The 17,021-nt window shown below is 33.0% G+C and carries 19 protein-coding genes; 5 read left to right on the forward strand and 14 right to left on the reverse strand.

The window, feature by feature from the left end:
• Positions 1–34: 34 nt before the first annotated feature.
• The 5 genes from HMPREF3131_RS04765 to pta form a co-directional block, all read right to left on the reverse strand.
• The gene (locus HMPREF3131_RS04765; RefSeq protein ID WP_002488572.1) at positions 35–1,111 is read right to left on the reverse strand and encodes a phosphomevalonate kinase; all 1,077 of its coding nucleotides are present in this window, start codon (positions 1,109–1,111) and stop codon (positions 35–37) included.
• A gap of 12 nt (positions 1,112–1,123) precedes the next feature.
• Positions 1,124–2,107, reverse strand: coding sequence for a diphosphomevalonate decarboxylase (mvaD, locus tag HMPREF3131_RS04770; RefSeq protein WP_002488581.1), 984 nt, complete (start codon positions 2,105–2,107; stop codon positions 1,124–1,126).
• A 4-nt stretch (positions 2,108–2,111) separates the two neighbouring features.
• Positions 2,112–3,035 carry a mevalonate kinase gene (mvk, locus tag HMPREF3131_RS04775; protein ID WP_002488601.1) on the reverse strand — a complete coding sequence of 308 codons (924 nt, stop codon included), beginning with the start codon at positions 3,033–3,035 and terminating at the stop codon, positions 2,112–2,114.
• Positions 3,036–3,447: 412 nt separating this feature from the next.
• On the reverse strand, positions 3,448–4,284 hold the full coding sequence (locus tag HMPREF3131_RS04780) for a lipoate--protein ligase family protein (protein WP_002488587.1): 837 nt from the start codon (positions 4,282–4,284) through the stop codon (positions 3,448–3,450).
• A complete protein-coding gene (pta, locus tag HMPREF3131_RS04785; protein WP_070436497.1) occupies positions 4,284–5,273 on the reverse strand; it encodes a phosphate acetyltransferase in 990 nt (329 codons plus the stop codon). The genes HMPREF3131_RS04780 and pta overlap by 1 nt, the downstream gene beginning before the upstream one ends.
• Before the next feature lie 170 nt (positions 5,274–5,443).
• Here pta and hemQ point away from each other — a divergent pair, with 170 nt between their 5' ends.
• The 3 genes from hemQ to HMPREF3131_RS04800 all read left to right on the forward strand — a co-directional run bounded on the left by hemQ (position 5,444) and on the right by HMPREF3131_RS04800 (position 7,858).
• Positions 5,444–6,193, forward strand: coding sequence for a hydrogen peroxide-dependent heme synthase (gene hemQ / locus HMPREF3131_RS04790; RefSeq protein WP_002488567.1), 750 nt, complete (start codon positions 5,444–5,446; stop codon positions 6,191–6,193).
• 432 nt (positions 6,194–6,625) lie between these two features.
• The gene (locus HMPREF3131_RS04795; RefSeq protein WP_029376813.1) at positions 6,626–7,393 is read left to right on the forward strand and encodes a threonine/serine exporter family protein; all 768 of its coding nucleotides are present in this window, start codon (positions 6,626–6,628) and stop codon (positions 7,391–7,393) included.
• Between the two features lie 12 nt (positions 7,394–7,405).
• On the forward strand, positions 7,406–7,858 hold the full coding sequence (locus HMPREF3131_RS04800; protein ID WP_002448879.1) for a threonine/serine exporter family protein: 453 nt from the start codon (positions 7,406–7,408) through the stop codon (positions 7,856–7,858).
• Positions 7,859–7,914: 56 nt separating this feature from the next.
• Here HMPREF3131_RS04800 and HMPREF3131_RS04805 read toward each other — a convergent pair whose 3' ends face one another.
• From HMPREF3131_RS04805 to HMPREF3131_RS04820, 4 genes are all read right to left on the reverse strand, one after another.
• Positions 7,915–9,384 (reverse strand): APC family permease, encoded by a 1,470-nt coding sequence (locus HMPREF3131_RS04805; protein ID WP_070436498.1) that lies wholly within the window; start codon positions 9,382–9,384, stop codon positions 7,915–7,917.
• Between the two features lie 70 nt (positions 9,385–9,454).
• The gene (locus HMPREF3131_RS04810) at positions 9,455–9,823 is read right to left on the reverse strand and encodes a DUF423 domain-containing protein (RefSeq protein WP_095324338.1); all 369 of its coding nucleotides are present in this window, start codon (positions 9,821–9,823) and stop codon (positions 9,455–9,457) included.
• A gap of 33 nt (positions 9,824–9,856) precedes the next feature.
• Positions 9,857–10,207: a DUF5327 family protein gene (locus HMPREF3131_RS04815; RefSeq protein WP_002488584.1), complete on the reverse strand. Its 351-nt coding sequence runs from the start codon at positions 10,205–10,207 to the stop codon at positions 9,857–9,859.
• Positions 10,208–10,867, reverse strand: a complete 660-nt coding sequence (locus HMPREF3131_RS04820; protein ID WP_002488583.1) for a uracil-DNA glycosylase — start codon at positions 10,865–10,867, stop codon at positions 10,208–10,210.
• A 141-nt stretch (positions 10,868–11,008) separates the two neighbouring features.
• Here HMPREF3131_RS04820 and thiD point away from each other — a divergent pair, with 141 nt between their 5' ends.
• Positions 11,009–11,839: a bifunctional hydroxymethylpyrimidine kinase/phosphomethylpyrimidine kinase gene (thiD, locus tag HMPREF3131_RS04825; protein WP_070436499.1), complete on the forward strand. Its 831-nt coding sequence runs from the start codon at positions 11,009–11,011 to the stop codon at positions 11,837–11,839.
• Between the two features lie 455 nt (positions 11,840–12,294).
• Positions 12,295–12,456 carry a C1q-binding complement inhibitor VraX gene (gene vraX, locus HMPREF3131_RS11305; protein WP_017176053.1) on the forward strand — a complete coding sequence of 54 codons (162 nt, stop codon included), beginning with the start codon at positions 12,295–12,297 and terminating at the stop codon, positions 12,454–12,456.
• A 544-nt stretch (positions 12,457–13,000) separates the two neighbouring features.
• Here vraX and HMPREF3131_RS04830 read toward each other — a convergent pair.
• The 5 genes from HMPREF3131_RS04830 to HMPREF3131_RS11465 form a co-directional block, all read right to left on the reverse strand.
• Positions 13,001–13,264, reverse strand: a complete 264-nt coding sequence (locus HMPREF3131_RS04830) for a hypothetical protein (RefSeq protein ID WP_049334963.1) — start codon at positions 13,262–13,264, stop codon at positions 13,001–13,003.
• A gap of 338 nt (positions 13,265–13,602) precedes the next feature.
• On the reverse strand, positions 13,603–14,748 hold the full coding sequence (locus tag HMPREF3131_RS04840; protein WP_070436503.1) for a thiolase family protein: 1,146 nt from the start codon (positions 14,746–14,748) through the stop codon (positions 13,603–13,605).
• Positions 14,748–16,130: an AMP-binding protein gene (locus HMPREF3131_RS04845; RefSeq protein WP_070436501.1), complete on the reverse strand. Its 1,383-nt coding sequence runs from the start codon at positions 16,128–16,130 to the stop codon at positions 14,748–14,750. The genes HMPREF3131_RS04840 and HMPREF3131_RS04845 overlap by 1 nt, the downstream gene beginning before the upstream one ends.
• Positions 16,131–16,249: 119 nt before the next feature.
• Positions 16,250–16,798 (reverse strand): 6-phospho-3-hexuloisomerase, encoded by a 549-nt coding sequence (hxlB, locus tag HMPREF3131_RS04850; protein WP_016931408.1) that lies wholly within the window; start codon positions 16,796–16,798, stop codon positions 16,250–16,252.
• A 1-nt stretch (position 16,799) separates the two neighbouring features.
• Positions 16,800–17,021 (reverse strand): orotidine 5'-phosphate decarboxylase / HUMPS family protein (locus HMPREF3131_RS11465; RefSeq protein WP_176743806.1); only part of this gene is annotated, 222 nt, incomplete at its 5' end.

Consider the following 17,021-nt stretch of genomic DNA (forward strand, 5'->3'; position numbering starts at 1 on the left):
TAATAAAATGTCTCGCTTCATCATAATAGTAGTCTTATTGTCCGTGATATATTTTAAATTTCAAAGGTTTAATTCCCTTTTTTTCCCATACTTCATAAATAGAGTGCTTATCAACTCTATTATCGATAATTGTAATGCCACAATCTCCTCCACCAGCTCCAGAAGTTTTTGCTGCACCACCAAAACGTTCACCAATATCACATAATAATTTTAATTTTTTTGTTTCAATATCAACCGTAGCCTCTTTATCCATTTGCTGAATAATACTACGATTTTGACGAATCATTTTTTGTACACCTTTTATATTATTCGTTTTAAAAGCATAGATTAAATTTTCCACACACGTATTTGATTGATCAAGAAACTTACCATAAAAAATAGGGTCAGATTTTAAACGCTTGACTTCGCTTACTAAGTGAGGTGACGAAGCAGGAGAACCGGTCCATCCTATGAGAACTTCCATATTTTCAGGCGCTTGTAAAGGTTCTATATGAAGACCTGGCCAGTTTTTTTCTAATACTTCATCTACAGATGTTTCTTTCATTTGTTGTTTTACCCATTCGTGATCAAACGTACTATAGGCAAGCCATCCACTATAAACACTAACAGCAATATCTCCGCATGAACTTAAACTTTGTAATCTCATATTTGAAATAACCGCAAGCTTATAAATATAAAGATTGGATAACTCCATTTCATAAAATTCATTTAGAACCTTAATCACAGATACTAAAACTGCAGCACTAGAACCTAAACCATACTTTTGTCCTGATGCATCTGCAAGATTACTATCAATAGTAAGATGAAAATGTTTTAATTTTATATTACAACTTTTCGCATACTGCTCAAACACTTCAATAGCAGTAACTACATATTTGAGTTGATTGGCTGCATGTACATCTGATATTTCTATTTTATCTTCATTACGATTAAATGTGACAGGTTTATAGTGTAATGTTTTAGAATGAATCGTACCTGTGATTTCATTTGAAGCTTCAATAGCAGCCGTGACAAAACGATCTACTGCAATTAACACTGATTTATATCCAGGTTCGGTTACAGCATATTCGCCCGCTATATAAAGTTTTCCTGGCGCTTTTGCCTGAATCATTATATCTCTTCCCTACTTAATTATTTCGACTCCTGCGTGTGTAATATCACTTGTTATAATTTGATCTTTATTAAATACTTCTAAAAATTGATTCACAATCGCTTGTTGATGTTTCTTTTCTATTAGAACTTTTACATTTGGTCCTGCATCCATAGTAAAATAACAAGGTAATCCTGCTTCTCTACATTCATGTACAATTCTCATAGCTTCGTAGCTTTCTGGCACAAGATATGTAAATGGTGGCTGTGCACCTAAATTTGTTGCGTGCATTCTCAAACCGTTTGCCTCAATCACTTCACCCATTCGTTTAAAATCTTTTTGGGCAATCGCTTGTTTTGTGACTTTTAAATCTTCCTCTACATGATCTAACCAGTATTGATAAAAACGTGAGGTATCACGAGTTAAAGACATACCTGAACGACTTGATACTTTCTTTAATTTATTGTTAATAACTACAAAAATCATAGCTAAGTCATTCTCGAAGCCATCTGACTCAATTTGATGGGCGTAAGACGTTTTATCATCATAACCTTTTTCCCATTCAGCAAAACCACCATAAATACTTCTTGATGCTGATCCAGAACCACGACGAGCAAGGCGAGATAAATCTTTATCTGATAGGTTTAAATCAAGCGCTTCATTGCAAGCACCAGCTAAAGCTGCATATGCACTAGCTGAAGAAGCTAAACCAGCAGCAGTAGGCACAAAATTATCACTTTCTATTAGTGCATACGTTGAAATATCAGCTTCTTTTCGAATCATATCCATATAACGTTGAATTTTAGCACTTTCTTTAGCATTAACAGCTTCTTTATTTAAAATAAGTTGATCTTCTGTTAATGAATCATCAAACGTTACACGTGTTTCTGTATAGAAACGCTCTAATGTCACTGATAAACTATTATTCATAGGAATAATTAGATTTTCATCTGCTTTTCCCCAATATTTTATTAGAGCAATATTCGTATGGGCGCGTGCTTTACCACTTTTTTTCAAAGATTTATCCTCCTAACTTTTCAATCCAAGTATGTTGCGCTCCAGCTTTTTCGGCTGCTGCAACAATAGTTTTAGCAGTCACTTCTTCTTTAGTTAGAATTAACATGCTACCACCTCGTCCACCACCAGTTAATTTACCAGCTACTGCACCATGTTGTCTTCCAATTTCGAGTAAAGTTTCGATTTTATCGTGACTGACTGTCAATGTTCTTAAATCGTCTTGACATTGATTAAATATATTAGCAAGTTGATCAAAGCTATGATGGTTAATTGCATCACTAGCTAAATAAACAAGAGAGCCAATATGTTCAATGACATTCATATATGACTCATCGTTATCACATAAACGATGTACATCTTCAACTGCTTGTTTTGTAGAGCCTTTAACTCCTGTATCAATAACAACCATATAGCCATCTAAATCAAGAGACTTTAAAATTTCAACTTCTCCTTTTTGATACCAAACGGGTTGATTCGTTACAATCGTTTTTGTATCAATACCACTTGGTTTACCATGAGCAATGCGTTCAGCCCAGTCTGCATTTTCTAGTAATTCTTTATCAGATAGCGGCAATTCTAAATAATCATAACTTGCTCTTATAAAAGCTACTGCTACTGCTGCACTCGAACCTAAACCTCGAGAAGGTGGTAAATTAGCTTGAATTTTAATCAACAATGGTTCTTCAACATGTTTGCTTTCTACGAAGTGTGTAATAAGTGATTTCAAATGATCAGGTGCATCGTATAAAGGACCATCATAAACATCACTCTGAATTGCTGAATAATTACCTTTTTCTAAGCTTTCAATAAGCACTTTTACTTTTCCTGAAGTAAATGGAATGGCGATTGCTGGCTGGCCAAAAGTTACAGCATGCTCACCAATCAATATAATTTTTCCGTTAGATTCTCCATAGCCACGTCGTACCATGATCTCTCACCTTTAATATTCTTTCTAAAATGATTTCAACATTCATTAATGTTGTTTTAAAATTGAACATATTTATACATTTGTACATGTCATGTCACACATATGTTTATACTCATTTACTTCAAATCTTGCATTTGTGTTAATACATCAATAAATAGTATAAAACTTTGTCAAAAATAGTTCAAAACTTTGAAATATTTATATCCTAAAAAATGTTATAATCAACATAATTATGGTTAAATTATCGTTCTTAAATGAATCCACCTCATCTATATTACTATAAAAAATAATAAGAATGTAGCAATTTTTATATTTTTGAAGGTAAATATATACTTTAGTTGTATGATTGCATGCTAAAAAGGGAGTAAGCTAAAATTCACTTAGAATTTTTCTTACTCCCTTTTATCTTATTTTAATCTAAGGAACGATTCATTTTCTCATTACGTTCAATCATTTTATCGAAATATCCTTCATAACGTTGCCACTCATCCTCTGTAATTGGATCCATATTTAGCTGGCCACCTAAGTCTTTAATCGCATAAAGTAATTGGAACATCACATCTTGAACTTTAATGTCCCGATGAAGTAATGTTTCCAAAGATGCCATACATTCTGGTTTAATATCCGGATATTTAAATTTCGTAACTTCACCTTTCAAGGCACGTTTATAAAATTCATGCATCATTTCAGCTCTTTCTTCACCAGAACCTTCAACACATAAATAAATTTGAACTGCAATACCTCCACGTACCCGTCGTTGTGAAATACCAGCAAATTTTTTCCCATCAATACTTAAATCAAATCTTCCAGGACAATATGAATGCTCTATTTCTTTAGTATCTATATCTACATTTTCATTTTCGAACATTTTACAAATAAGTAAATACATAACTGTGAATGCTTCATCAATGGTTGTCTCAGTTTGTCCTTTAAAAATAAGCGAAATATTTAAAACACCTTGGTCTAATACAACCCCAAGACCACCAGAATTTCTAACGATTGCATTATAACCGATCTCGTCAGTTAAGTATTGAATACCGTCTTTTAAAAATGGCAAACGTGAATCATGTATACCTAAAATGACAGTGTGTTGGTGAATCCATGTTCTTACAACGTTACAAGATATATCTTTTCCTACACTTTCTGAAAACGTGTCATCAAATGCAAATGACTGCATTGGCGCTAAACCTGAAGAATGGTCTATATAGCGCCAATGAATGTCATTAAAATACTTACTCGCTAAATCCATTATTGTAATGTTTGAGCAGCAGTAATAATTGATAAGTTATAAACGTCTTCAGTAGAACAACCACGAGATAAATCATTTACAGGTGAATTAAGACCTTGTAAAACTGGACCAATCGCTTCAAATCCACCTAAACGTTGTGCAATTTTGTAGCCAATATTACCTGCTTCTAAACTTGGGAATACAAATACATTTGCGTCACCTTGAATTTTTGCTCCAGGTGCTTTTTTCTCTGCAACTGCAGGTACAATCGCAGCATCAAATTGAAATTCTCCATCAACCACTACATTATCTAAACCTTCAGATTCCACTTTTTCTTGTGCTAATTTTACTGCGTTAGCGACTTTTTCTACATCATCTGATTTAGCTGAACCTTTAGTTGAGAAACTTAACATAGCAACACGTGGATCCATACCAAAACTTTTTGCTGATTTTGCACTTTCTACGGCAATTTCTGCTAAATCAGAAGATTCTAATGTTGGATTGATAGCACAATCACCAAATATATATTGTTTATCTTCTTTAATCATAAAGAAGATACCAGATGTTCTAGATACGCTAGGTTTTGTTTTAATAATTTGTAAGGCAGGACGGACAGTATCTCCAGTTGAATGTGCAGCACCACTTACTAATCCATCAGCATGACCAGCGTATACTAACATTGTTCCAAAATAGTTAACATTGTTTAATAATTCTTGAGCTTGTTCTTCAGTAGCTTTACCTTTACGACGTTCTACGAAAGATTTGACTAATTCAGGTTTCAAATCACTTTTAGAAGGATCGATAATTTGAATATTAGAGATATCTAATCCTTTATCTTGAGCTAAAGTATTTACTTTTTCTTCATTACCTAATACTAAAGGTGTAACATAGTCAGTTGCTTGTAACTTTGTAGCTGCTGTTAATACTCGTTCATCTTCACCTTCCGGTAATACAATTCTAACGTTTTTTCCTGAAAGTTTTTCTTGTAATACATCTAATAAACTAGACATAATGCCCTCCTCAAATTTTTTAAATAATAGTATTTTCACCTTAATTATACTTTATTTCTTTTAATATTTCTATTTCATTAATTTGTAATCTTTTAAGTATGTGTGACAATTCTCTTTATGATAAAATTTAATCTGTATTGATAGAAAATATAGTTAAAGGAGCGATAGATATGAGTGAAGCAGCTGAAACATTAGATGGTTGGTATAGCCTTCATTTATTTTACGCTGTCGATTGGGCAACGTTTAGATTGGTGCCAGAAGATGAGCGCGAAGCAATGATTAATGAATTTAAAGTATTTATCAAAAATAAAGCCACTGCCAGAGAAAAACAAGCTGGAGATTATGCTTTATATAATATTACAGGTCAAAAAGCAGATATTTTATTATGGTATTTACGTCCAGAAATGAAAGAATTGAATGAAATTGAAAATGAATTAAATAAATTAAGAATTGCTGATTTCTTCATTCAAACTTATTCATATGTATCTGTGATTGAGTTAGGTAACTATTTAGCCGGTAAATCAGACGAAGATCCTTATGAAAATCCACATATTAAAGCAAGATTATATCCAGAATTGCCTAGAACAGAATATATTTGTTTCTATCCAATGGATAAACGTCGTAATGAAACATATAACTGGTATATGTTACCAATGGAAGATCGTAAAAAACTAATGTATAACCATGGTATGATTGGACGCAAATTCGCTGGTAAAATTAAACAATTTATTACTGGTTCAGTAGGTTTTGATGATTTTGAATGGGGCGTCACATTATTCTCAGATGATGTTCTACAATTCAAGAAAATTGTTTATGAAATGCGTTTTGATGAAACGACTGCTCGCTATGGCGACTTTGGTAGTTTCTATATCGGCCATATTTTAACTACTGATCATTTCGATCAATTTTTTGCAATTTAATATATAAATGGAGCAAAGATTAGCATAGTAAACGCCAGTCTTTGCTCCATTTTTCAATAAATTAATATATTTATATAAAACAATTAGTTTCCGAGATAAAGTACACTTTTTACAAAGTGTACTTCAAGTAGTATGGTTTGGGAGAACTTCATTACTACTCTGAACATTAACAAATCACAAAAGTGCTGTCGCTACCCAGCACAATTTTGACTTGTTAACTATTATTATTTAACCGAATTGTAATGTTCTGAAACATTATTGTTATAAATTAATTGTTTTTTAACATTAAATTTTATTTTCATTAAAATATATTTACCTACTATTGAGGTATAATGGTAATCATATTATGATTGTTAAGTTTTATAATGTAAGGTAGTTATTTTCATGTACTTCTACTATAATAATGATTACATCTTAACGAATGGTGATGAAATGGAAAATACAAATAAACAAGAACATATAGATGAAACTTTAATCAAAGACGTCGTCATGATGGCTGGACGTATATTACTTGAATCTGGCGCGGAAGGAACACGTGTAGAAGATACGATGACACGTATTGCCCGAAAACTAGGATATCCTGAAAGCAATAGCTTCGTTACAAATACAGTCATTCAATTTACTTTACATAACGAATCTTACCCCCGAATATTTAGAATTAATTCCCGTGATACTAATCTCATTAAAATTTCACAAGCAAATGAAATATCACGATTAATCACAAAAGGGGATATCTCTTTAGAAGATGCAAAAGAGCGATTAGAAAAAATATATATTGCAAAACGAGATAGTAGCTTAACATTTAAAGGGATTGCTGCTGCCATTATTGCAATTAGTTTCCTATATTTGCAAGGTGGCCAATTTATCGATGTTATTACTGCTCTACTTGCAGGTAGTATTGGATATCTGGTTGTTGAAATTCTAGATCGCCGATTACACGCACAATTTATTCCAGAATTCGTCGGATCCTTAGTTATTGGTATTATTGCAGTATTCGGTCATTGGTTAGCGCCAAGTGGTGATTTAGCTACTATTATTATTGCTGCAGTCATGCCTATTGTACCTGGAGTACTGATTACGAATGCTATACAAGATTTATTTGGTGGTCATATGATGATGTTTACCACTAAGTCTTTAGAAGCACTTGTAACCGCATTTGGTATAGGTGCCGGTGTAGGTTCGATATTAATATTAGTTTAGGAGTACGCATAAATGTTTTGGTTATTTAATTTTATATTTAGTTATACAGCTTCTCTCTTTTTCTGTGTAATCTTTGACGCTCCTAGAAAGCTGTATTTATCGTGTGGTTTTGTTGGAGCTTGTGGATGGATGGTATATATTTTATTCTACCAAGGTTTGAATATACATACGATTTATTCAAGTTTTTTCGGTAGCTTTACATTGGGTTTAATCAGTCATTACATGGCTCGTAAAAAACGTGAACCTGCAATCATTTTCATGGTTACTGGTATTATTCCATTAGTTCCTGGTGGACTTGCTTTTGATGCAACTAAAAATCTAGTCTTATTACAATTTGGTAAAGCAATCAACACAATGCTCGAAGTCACACTTATCGCTGGTGCGATTGCATTAGGATTATTATTTGCAGACCAAATTTCAAAAATCATCGTTTCTGGTTTCGCTCGACGACGTAAACGTATATAACAATAAAACGCGAGAGATTGTTGGTAATTAACCCTCATCTCTCGCGTTTACGTATATTATTTTTTATCTTGTATCATTTCTTTAACTTCTCGTTCTGATTGATTTAAAATCAGACGACTTAATTCGTCATTATTCATATTTTTTAATTTAGGGTATCGAACTACAAAGAAAATAAGACCAATCACTAACCAACTACCCAATGCAATATATGAAGGCATTGAAAGTGAAGCTGGTGATCCTGGAACTAATAATAAAAGTAAAAAGATAAATGAAACAATAGAACCCAAAATAGCAAAGGTCTTATAAATAGGACCATACGTGTTACTTTGTTTATTGTAACTAAATAGCTTAGCAGCAGATAAACAAGTAATAAAATAAGCAATAGATACACCTGTTGAAGACATATCAACAATCCATGTTAATGCGGTACGTCCTAACCATGGCGCAATTAAAGTAATAGCTACTAAAAAGATAATAGCTACATATGGTGTTTTATATTTTGGATGTAATTTACTAAACGCTTTAGGCATGATACCAGCACGCCCCATTGAGAATAGTAATCGACTTGAACTCATTAAGAATCCGTTTAATCCAGTAAAAATCCCCATAATAATAGCAATCGCTAATACTCCTAAGCCAATATAACCAAAAGCAGTTTGTGTTTCAGCGCCTGTTAACCATAAATTTCCGTTAAAATTCGCATTATTCGTACCCAACCACCCTGTGTATAAAATCATAATGACATAAGTTAAAGCTGCTGCTAATAAACTGTATACAATCAGTTTGAACGTTTTATTTGGCGAGAAATTAAACTCTTCTGCTGTTTGTGGAATATTATCAAATCCCACATAAGCCCATGGTGCAATAGCTACAATCATAATAATGGAATTAAACCATCCAAGTTCTTTACTTGCTAAAGGTTGTAAGTTACTTAACGAAAAGTTATTTCCGAAAAATGAACCTACAAACATAAGCACAACAACAATGACCATTGCTATACAAAAATAATATTGGAGTGTACCAGAAACATTTGCACCACGAATTGCAATAAACATAAATACTAATAATAATACCGTAGCAATAACTATTTCTGTTATGTAAACATCCCATCCAGCAATCGTATATAACCTTCCATTATTCAAAATGTTTGGCAGTAAAAACTTAATTAATAAACTAAATGCTGTCGCATTTAACGCTACTACACAAACATAACCGAATGTTAAGAACCATGATGAAAAGAAACTCACATATCTTCCAAAACTTAAATAACTAAACGCGAATGCACCGCCTGACACAGGAAAACGTTCGACTAATGCGCCATAACTTACAGCAATTAATATCATCAATAAAGCACCAATGACAATACCAATAGATGAAGCAATCGGACCTGATTGTTTAATCCAATCACCGGGTAGTATAAATGCTCCCCATCCGATACACGAGCCATAAGCAATCGCCCAAACAAATTTTTCAGAGAGATTTTGTTTTAAATCTCCTCTATCTATCTCTCGATTTTTATTATTCATAAAATAAACTCACCTCAGGTACTTAACATACCCAAAAAGGTGAGTTTACTAACCAAAATATAAAATATTATTATCCAGCAAATTTAAATGTTGCAATAATTAACATTAACCATCCCACAATAAAGAGTACGCCCCCTATTGGTGTAATAGCTCCTAAAATACGAATTTGAGTCAATGCAAGAATATATAATGAGCCACTAAATAGAACAATACCAAAGAACAGAAGCCATCCTGCCCAATTCACATTAATAGAAGTTGTACCACTAATGATGCCAATCATAATTAATCCTAGACCATGATACATTTGATAATTCACTGCTTTTTCCCATACTGACATATATTTATCAGAGAGTTTTCCTTCAAGTCCATGTGCACCAAATGCGCCCGTACCAACAGACATCATCGTACACAATGCACCTAAAATTATAAATACTTTCATCATAATATTTTAGTTCTCCTAACTTAATTTTAATTAAAAATCAAATATTGATTCACCATTTCCAATTTCATCATCCGTCACCATCATATTAGACGATTTAGTTTGATGCTTCATTGTTTGTGGAACTTTACCACCCATCGCTTCAATTTCTGCAGCAGTAATCGCTGAATGATTTGAAGGCTTATTTGAAAACGAAGATTCAGAAGTTACAATATTAGTAAAATCATGTTTTGATTTTTTAGAAGGTCGTTTTGAAACATCGGAATAAAGAGATGTTAAAGTATGAATCGCATACATATGCTTTTCAAACTGTTGTTCATCTTGAGCTTCATCTGCTTGCACTAATTCTTGTTCTATAAGTTGAATTAATTGTTCTTTGTTCAATTAAGATTCCCCACTTTCACACCATTGTATTGGCGTTTTACCTTTAGATTCTAAATAATCATTTGTACGAGAATAAGGTTTAGACCCAAAGAAACCTCGATAAGCAGATAATGGACTTGGATGAACAGATTTAATGATATGATGCTTTGCTGTATCAATTAATTTTATCTTTTGCTGCGCAGGTTTTCCCCATAAGATAAAGACAACATCTTCGCGATAATCTGAAATAGCTTTAATGACTTCATCTGTAAATATTTCCCATCCAATGTCCTTATGGGAATGTGCTTCACCTTTACGTACAGTTAATACAGTATTTAATAACAGAACACCTTCACGTGCCCAGTCCTGTAGATGTGGAGAAGTTCTATGACAGCCGATATCATCTTCTAATTCTTGATACATATTTCTTAAAGATGGTGGGAATTTAGCATTGGGTTGAACTGAAAATGCTAACCCATGTGCTTGGTTAGGTCCATGATATGGATCTTGACCCAAAATAACAACTTTAATATCTTCAAATGGTGTTAAATCAAAAGCTTGATAAATATTTTCTCTATCTGGATAGACGATTTGTGTCGTATATTCTTTTTCTAAAAAATCATGCATTGCTTTAAAATCATGTTTTGTTGTAATGTCATGAAAAATGTCTGACCATTCCATCGTTTTCACCTCACTTCTATTTTAACATATGACCCCTTTGGAACGTGATATAAATCGCCTTACTATCTTCATGCTAGAACAATAGTTGAGTTACATGATATGATAAATAAAGATGTAAATAATTGACAGGAGTGATAATACATGGCATTAAAAAAAGTATTAACAATTGCCGGTTCTGATACAAGCGCTGGCGCAGGTATGCAAGCCGACCTTAAAACATTTCAAGAACTAAACACTTACGGTATGGTGGCTTTAACAGCTGTTGTAACAATGGACAAAGAAACTTGGTCTCACGATGTGACACCACTTCCAATGGATGTATTCGAAAAACAATTAGAAACAGTCATTTCAATTGGTCCAGATGCTGTTAAAACAGGTATGCTTGGAACTGAAGAAATCATTAAACGTGCTGGCGAAGCATTTGAACAATCAGGTGCAAAATATTTCGTAGTAGATCCAGTTATGGTATGTAAAGGGGAAGACGAAGTACTTACCCCAGGAAATACAGATGCAATGATTAAATATTTATTACCTAAAGCAACGGTCGTAACACCTAATTTATTTGAAGCTGGTCAATTATCTGGATTAGGTAAATTAACGTCAATTGAAGATATGAAAAAAGCTGCAAAAATCATTTATGATCAAGGTGCTCAACATATTATTATTAAAGGTGGTAAAGCATTAGATCAAGATAAATCTTATGACTTATATTATGATGGTCAAACATATTATCAATTAACAACTGATATGTTCCAACAAAGTTATAACCACGGTGCAGGTTGTACATTTGCAGCAGCTACAACAGCTTACTTGGCAAATGGTAAATCACCTAAAGAAGCTGTTATTAGCGCTAAAGCATTTGTGGCATCAGCAATTAAAAATGGTTGGAAAATGAATGACTTTGTAGGCCCAGTTGATCACGGCGCATACAACCGCGTAGAACACATCGACGTCGACGTCAAAGAAGTTTAAAGAAGTTTAAAGAAGTACTGCATTTTTGAAAAAAATACTAGTACTTCTTATGCAAAAGACACTAGTCTTTTGTAATCCTTAATTAGATTTCATTGTCCTTCCCCGACGCCCCAACTCGCGTTCATCGTTGACTTTCTTTTTGAAAGTCTCTTTGTCGGGGCCCCAGCATTAGAGTTGAAAGAAGCTAATCTGCGCACTTTCAATTCAATCAGCTACTGTCTATGCTGTATTTTTAAAGAAATATAAGCACTTCTAAAGCTTTTAATCTTGTGTATAATAGTTTGGTCACACTAAGATTAAAAGCTTTTCTTATATCTTCATTATTTTCTAGGTATTTAGTCGTAGTATGCTCTACACAGTCCGTTGCAATAAAAGTTAGTACCATAGACTCATGTTTTTTAGAATCAAATCCATTACTATATTAAGTGTAGAGAGACAAAGGAGGAATTAACAACATGATTATCTACAAGCAAAATATAGAAAACGGTATCCCAATATACGAAATCATTACAAAGACCTTCAAGACGATTACGGTAAAATTCGATGAAACGTTTAGTAAAAATGACATCTATAAATTGCTCTCTCTACTAGAAAGTGACGTTGATAACATGAATTAAGTTATTCATCACATTTCAAAAATTAAAAAGTGTTTTTCGTAATTGAATACGAAAACAAACGAATATTTCAAAATCTTTTTTTAAAGTTAAGATGCTCCTAATACTCAAAACTTTAAAAAGTCATTAATTATTTAAAAGCTCACCCTAATAAAATAGCGTTAATGTTAGCCAAGAATGTCCCCTTTTGGAAACTTAGAGAGAAACTTTAAGTTATACTAACATTAACGCTATCGTTTTATTGATGCTGTAATATAGGCATAGACATCAAATTCAAACTACTCCATAGCATTACCAATACTTGTCGCGAAAACAGTTTTTCTCGCTTTTTGAGCACTAACCATGTTCATTTTATCTTTGTGAACATTCATGAACATATGTCCTCCTCTTGCATGTTACATAATTATATGTATTAAACTAGTATTATCAAATTGATTTTCATTTTCCTAAATTTAAAAGTGTAATTTTATTCACTTTACATAATTAATAAATGATTAAAAAATATAAATGCTAATAACCAAAATAAAAATAGTTATCATCAAAAAAATTAAGATTTTCTAACAATAACTATTTTTTCTTCACCATTTAAACCAAAGACGTTTATTTCATTATGACTCACTTTTTTTAAGATAACTTCTTCGTCTATATCTATAATCTTTCTATACTTAACGTTAAATTGTGTCCACTCTATTTGAAAATACGCTAATACACAATCCACTACCAGTTGACCAGGAACAATGGTTGAATGAAGCTCATTTTTATCATTAACAAGGCGAAGGTAATGACTCACTTTATCATGACTAAACCTCATCATTTACCTCCTTTTTTATAAATGTTTGCCTAATAAATATACATTGTCTATTATCTTTATATATTTTTAAATCGTAGATATATTGGATATATGTTTTAAACTTTTTCGTACTTTTATGTGTTAAGTACCCCTCATATTTTAGCCTACATTTTAATGATTCAAATTCTTCACATGATGTTCGCACAAGAAGAATATTTTCTTGTTGAAACTTTTGGAACAACTTAAATTTTGGCCAAACGTTTGCACACATGAGTGAAGGCACCACACCTTTATACGTTCTTTCAACTACTTCGCAATACTCTCTTACTTCTTGTTCATTAAAATATATTTCTATTTTCTCACAAGCTCCATCGTTCGAAGAGTATCGCATTCCCCATTCCTCCTCCAATCCCCATCGTAGCAACTCCCCGCTTCCAATGTGTCATATTTAATAACCTAGTGATTAATGCTACGCCACTTGCGCTATAAGGATGACCAGACGCAATGGCTCCCCCCCACTGATTGACTTGATTAATATTTAATTTTAACTCTTGAATTGAAGCTAAAACTTGTGAACTAAATGCCTCATTAAGTTCTATTGCATCAATGTCACTTATTTTTAAATTTTGTTTTTTTAGTAATTTTGTTACAGCAGGTACTGGTCCAATACCTAGTCGTTTCGGATTGACACCTATTGTCACTGCATCTGTAAACATCATTCCCTCTGATATTCCGTATTGTAATGCCGTTTCTTGATTCATAACGAGTGCAAGCGCAGCGCCGTCATTTTTCATACAACTATTTCCAACCGTTACTGTTCCGTTAGCTAGTAAAGGACGTAATCGATTTAATCGTTGTTCAGTAAGTGTTGGCTTAATACTTTCATCTTTATCAAATAAATGACCTTTGATGTTTAAAGATACAATTTCATTACTTATACTTCCATTCTTATAATATTGATGTGTGAGATGATGACTACGTATCGCAAAGGCATCTTGTTGTTTACGCGTAATATGATAATATTGCGCAACATTTTCAGCTGCCTCTATCATACTTGGATCTTGACCTTTTGGTGCAAAAGAGGCACGCTCATAAAATTCTGGTAATTGGGTATCATACACTGATTGAGGCCGTTTAATCTTCCAAGGAGCACGACTCGTGCTTTCTACTCCTCCAGCTATATAAATATGACCTGCACCAGCTTGAACCATTCGACATGCATATATAATACTTTCTAACCCTGACCCACATTGACGGTCCATTGTAACACCTGGAATACTCTCAGCTAGACCTGCTTCTAATAAGGCTTTACGAGCAATATTTCCACCATTACCTACGATATTTCCAATCACTACATCATCGATATCAGGTATTATTTTAGGAAAAGTTGAATTCATTTCTTCAAATAAGGGCATGAGTAATGTTTCGGGTTCTAAATGTTTCAATTTCCCACCGTATTTGCCAAAAGGTGTACGTTTCGCCCATATAATGACCGATTGGTTCATCATTTAAAGTCTCCTTTTACATAGGCAGTACGCATTTTATTTCGAGCAACTTTGCCACTTTGGGTATATTGCATACTGTCTACTTTTATCAATTTGGAAGGTACATCATATCGTGATAGAACTTTCATAATATGTTGTCTCACAGTTTGGTACTCAAGTTCTATCGATCCTGTATATAGTAAAACCGCTATTTCCCCAAAACGTGGATGCGGTTCTCCTATAACAATTGCTTCTTCTACTCCATCAATATTTTTTATCATTTGTTCAATAACTTGAGGATAAACATTTTTACCTCCAATAATTAATCGTTCATTTTGACGACTCACTAAATATAATTGATTATCTTTAATATAAGCGTAATCGCCTGTTTTAATCCATGTTTCAGGTAATACGACAGATTGATTTACATATCCAGAGAATATCATATTACTTTTTACATTTAATAACCCTATATGATTCTTGTCTTTTTCCTCTAAACCAATCGTTACATTTTGAAATATGTATCCCACTGAATCAACAGAAGCTTTACGGTTAATGTTATAACTAATAAAACTTGCTTCTGACGTTCCAAAAAATTCAATAATATTAGCATGCTGAAATGTTTCGGCTATACGCTTAAACAACGAAGAAGAGAGTTTCGCCCCACTACTTAAAATAGTCGTTAAATGTAGGTGATCGTGATTTATTTTTGTTATTGCATGTAGCATTGTTGGAACAAGAAATAATGCACTATTTGTTGTTTGTTGTTTCATTTTGCTAACGAGCTTAGTCGCATTAAAACGGGTTTGTCCAATAAATGTTCTCCCTGTATATAACGCATAAATACAAGTGTATAAAGACAATGAATGTGCAAGTGGTCCCGGTGCTACAAGTATGTTTTCTTTATGACGAAGTAGCTTTTCATTTTCTTTGTATGACGCAAGCCAAGATGGTTCATTTCGATAATATGCTTTAGGTAACCCTGTTGTCCCAGATGTAAAACCAATATGTAATAGTTGATGGACTTGTGACTGCTCATTTAAATATGTTGGATATGTTTCAGAAGACGTTGTCTTTATCAGTCTATGCTGTTCATCAACAAGATAGTCAATATGATACGTTTCAATCAGTTGATGAATTGTTACTTCAGACCATTGATCATCTAGAAAACATGGAATACTTCCTTGTTCTAATATTGCAAAATAATTCAACATATTATGTAAAGGATTTTTGCTTAACAATCCCACTCGGGACCCTTTCGGTAAATACATAAAGACTGATTTTAATTGCTGTATTTCTGTATAAAGTTGCTGATATGTCAATACATCTTCTTCGAACGATAGCGCAATCATATCTGGTTGTTCTATTGAATAGTGATTTAATTTATTTAGTATTTCTAACATATGACCCTCTCTAAATGTTAACTGGATTAATTATTATATTAACATTATATGAAAAATAACACATAAAAAAATCACTCAAATATATTCATCTGAACGATAATATATTTGAGTGATGGTTTTTATTCTAAATTAGCATGATTGTCTTGCATTGCTTCTTCATTAATATTAAAGGCATCCATTAATCCAATCACGACACTATCTAAAAAGATAAGTGAAGATTGTTCAAATAGACTACCTAACGGCTGTTCAGAGCCTTCTGCTTCATGTTTCGTTCCTGCAGGTAAAGTAATCACTGTATCAGCGACATCGCCAATTTTAGATTCTTTTTTAGTTGTTATTAAAGCAATTTTAGCACCAACTGAATGTGCTTTTTCAGCTAATAATCTTAGGTGCTCTGTTGATCCAGAACCGGAAATAATAATTAATAAATCATGTTCTTTAATAGATGGCGTTGTTGCTTCACCTATTGCAGATGCATCTTTTCCTAGTTGATTCAAACGCATTGCAAAGCTATTAGCAACATATCCAGAGCGACCTTTACCAGCTGTAAAGATACGAGATGCGCCAACCACTTCATTTGCAAAACGTCCATAATCATTATCCTCTAGATGTGATAACGTGTTATCTATTTCTTCAAGAATTAAATGATAATTGTTAAAAGTTGGCATTTTATTTACCTTCAATCGCTTCACGACATTGTTTAGCTGCTTCTACAGGATCATCTGCATTAGCAATACCGCCACCAACAATAACTAAATCAGGTTCTTCTGCTACAATTTCTTTAATTGTTTCAGGTTTAATACCACCAGCTACGGCTACTTTAGAATTTTTAATGACTGATTTAACTGTACGTAAGCTTTCTAATGGAGATTGTCCTTCAGCTTGTAAATC

Source organism: Staphylococcus sp. HMSC14C01 (genome assembly GCF_001808085.1).
GTDB classification, from domain to species: domain Bacteria; phylum Bacillota; class Bacilli; order Staphylococcales; family Staphylococcaceae; genus Staphylococcus; species Staphylococcus hominis.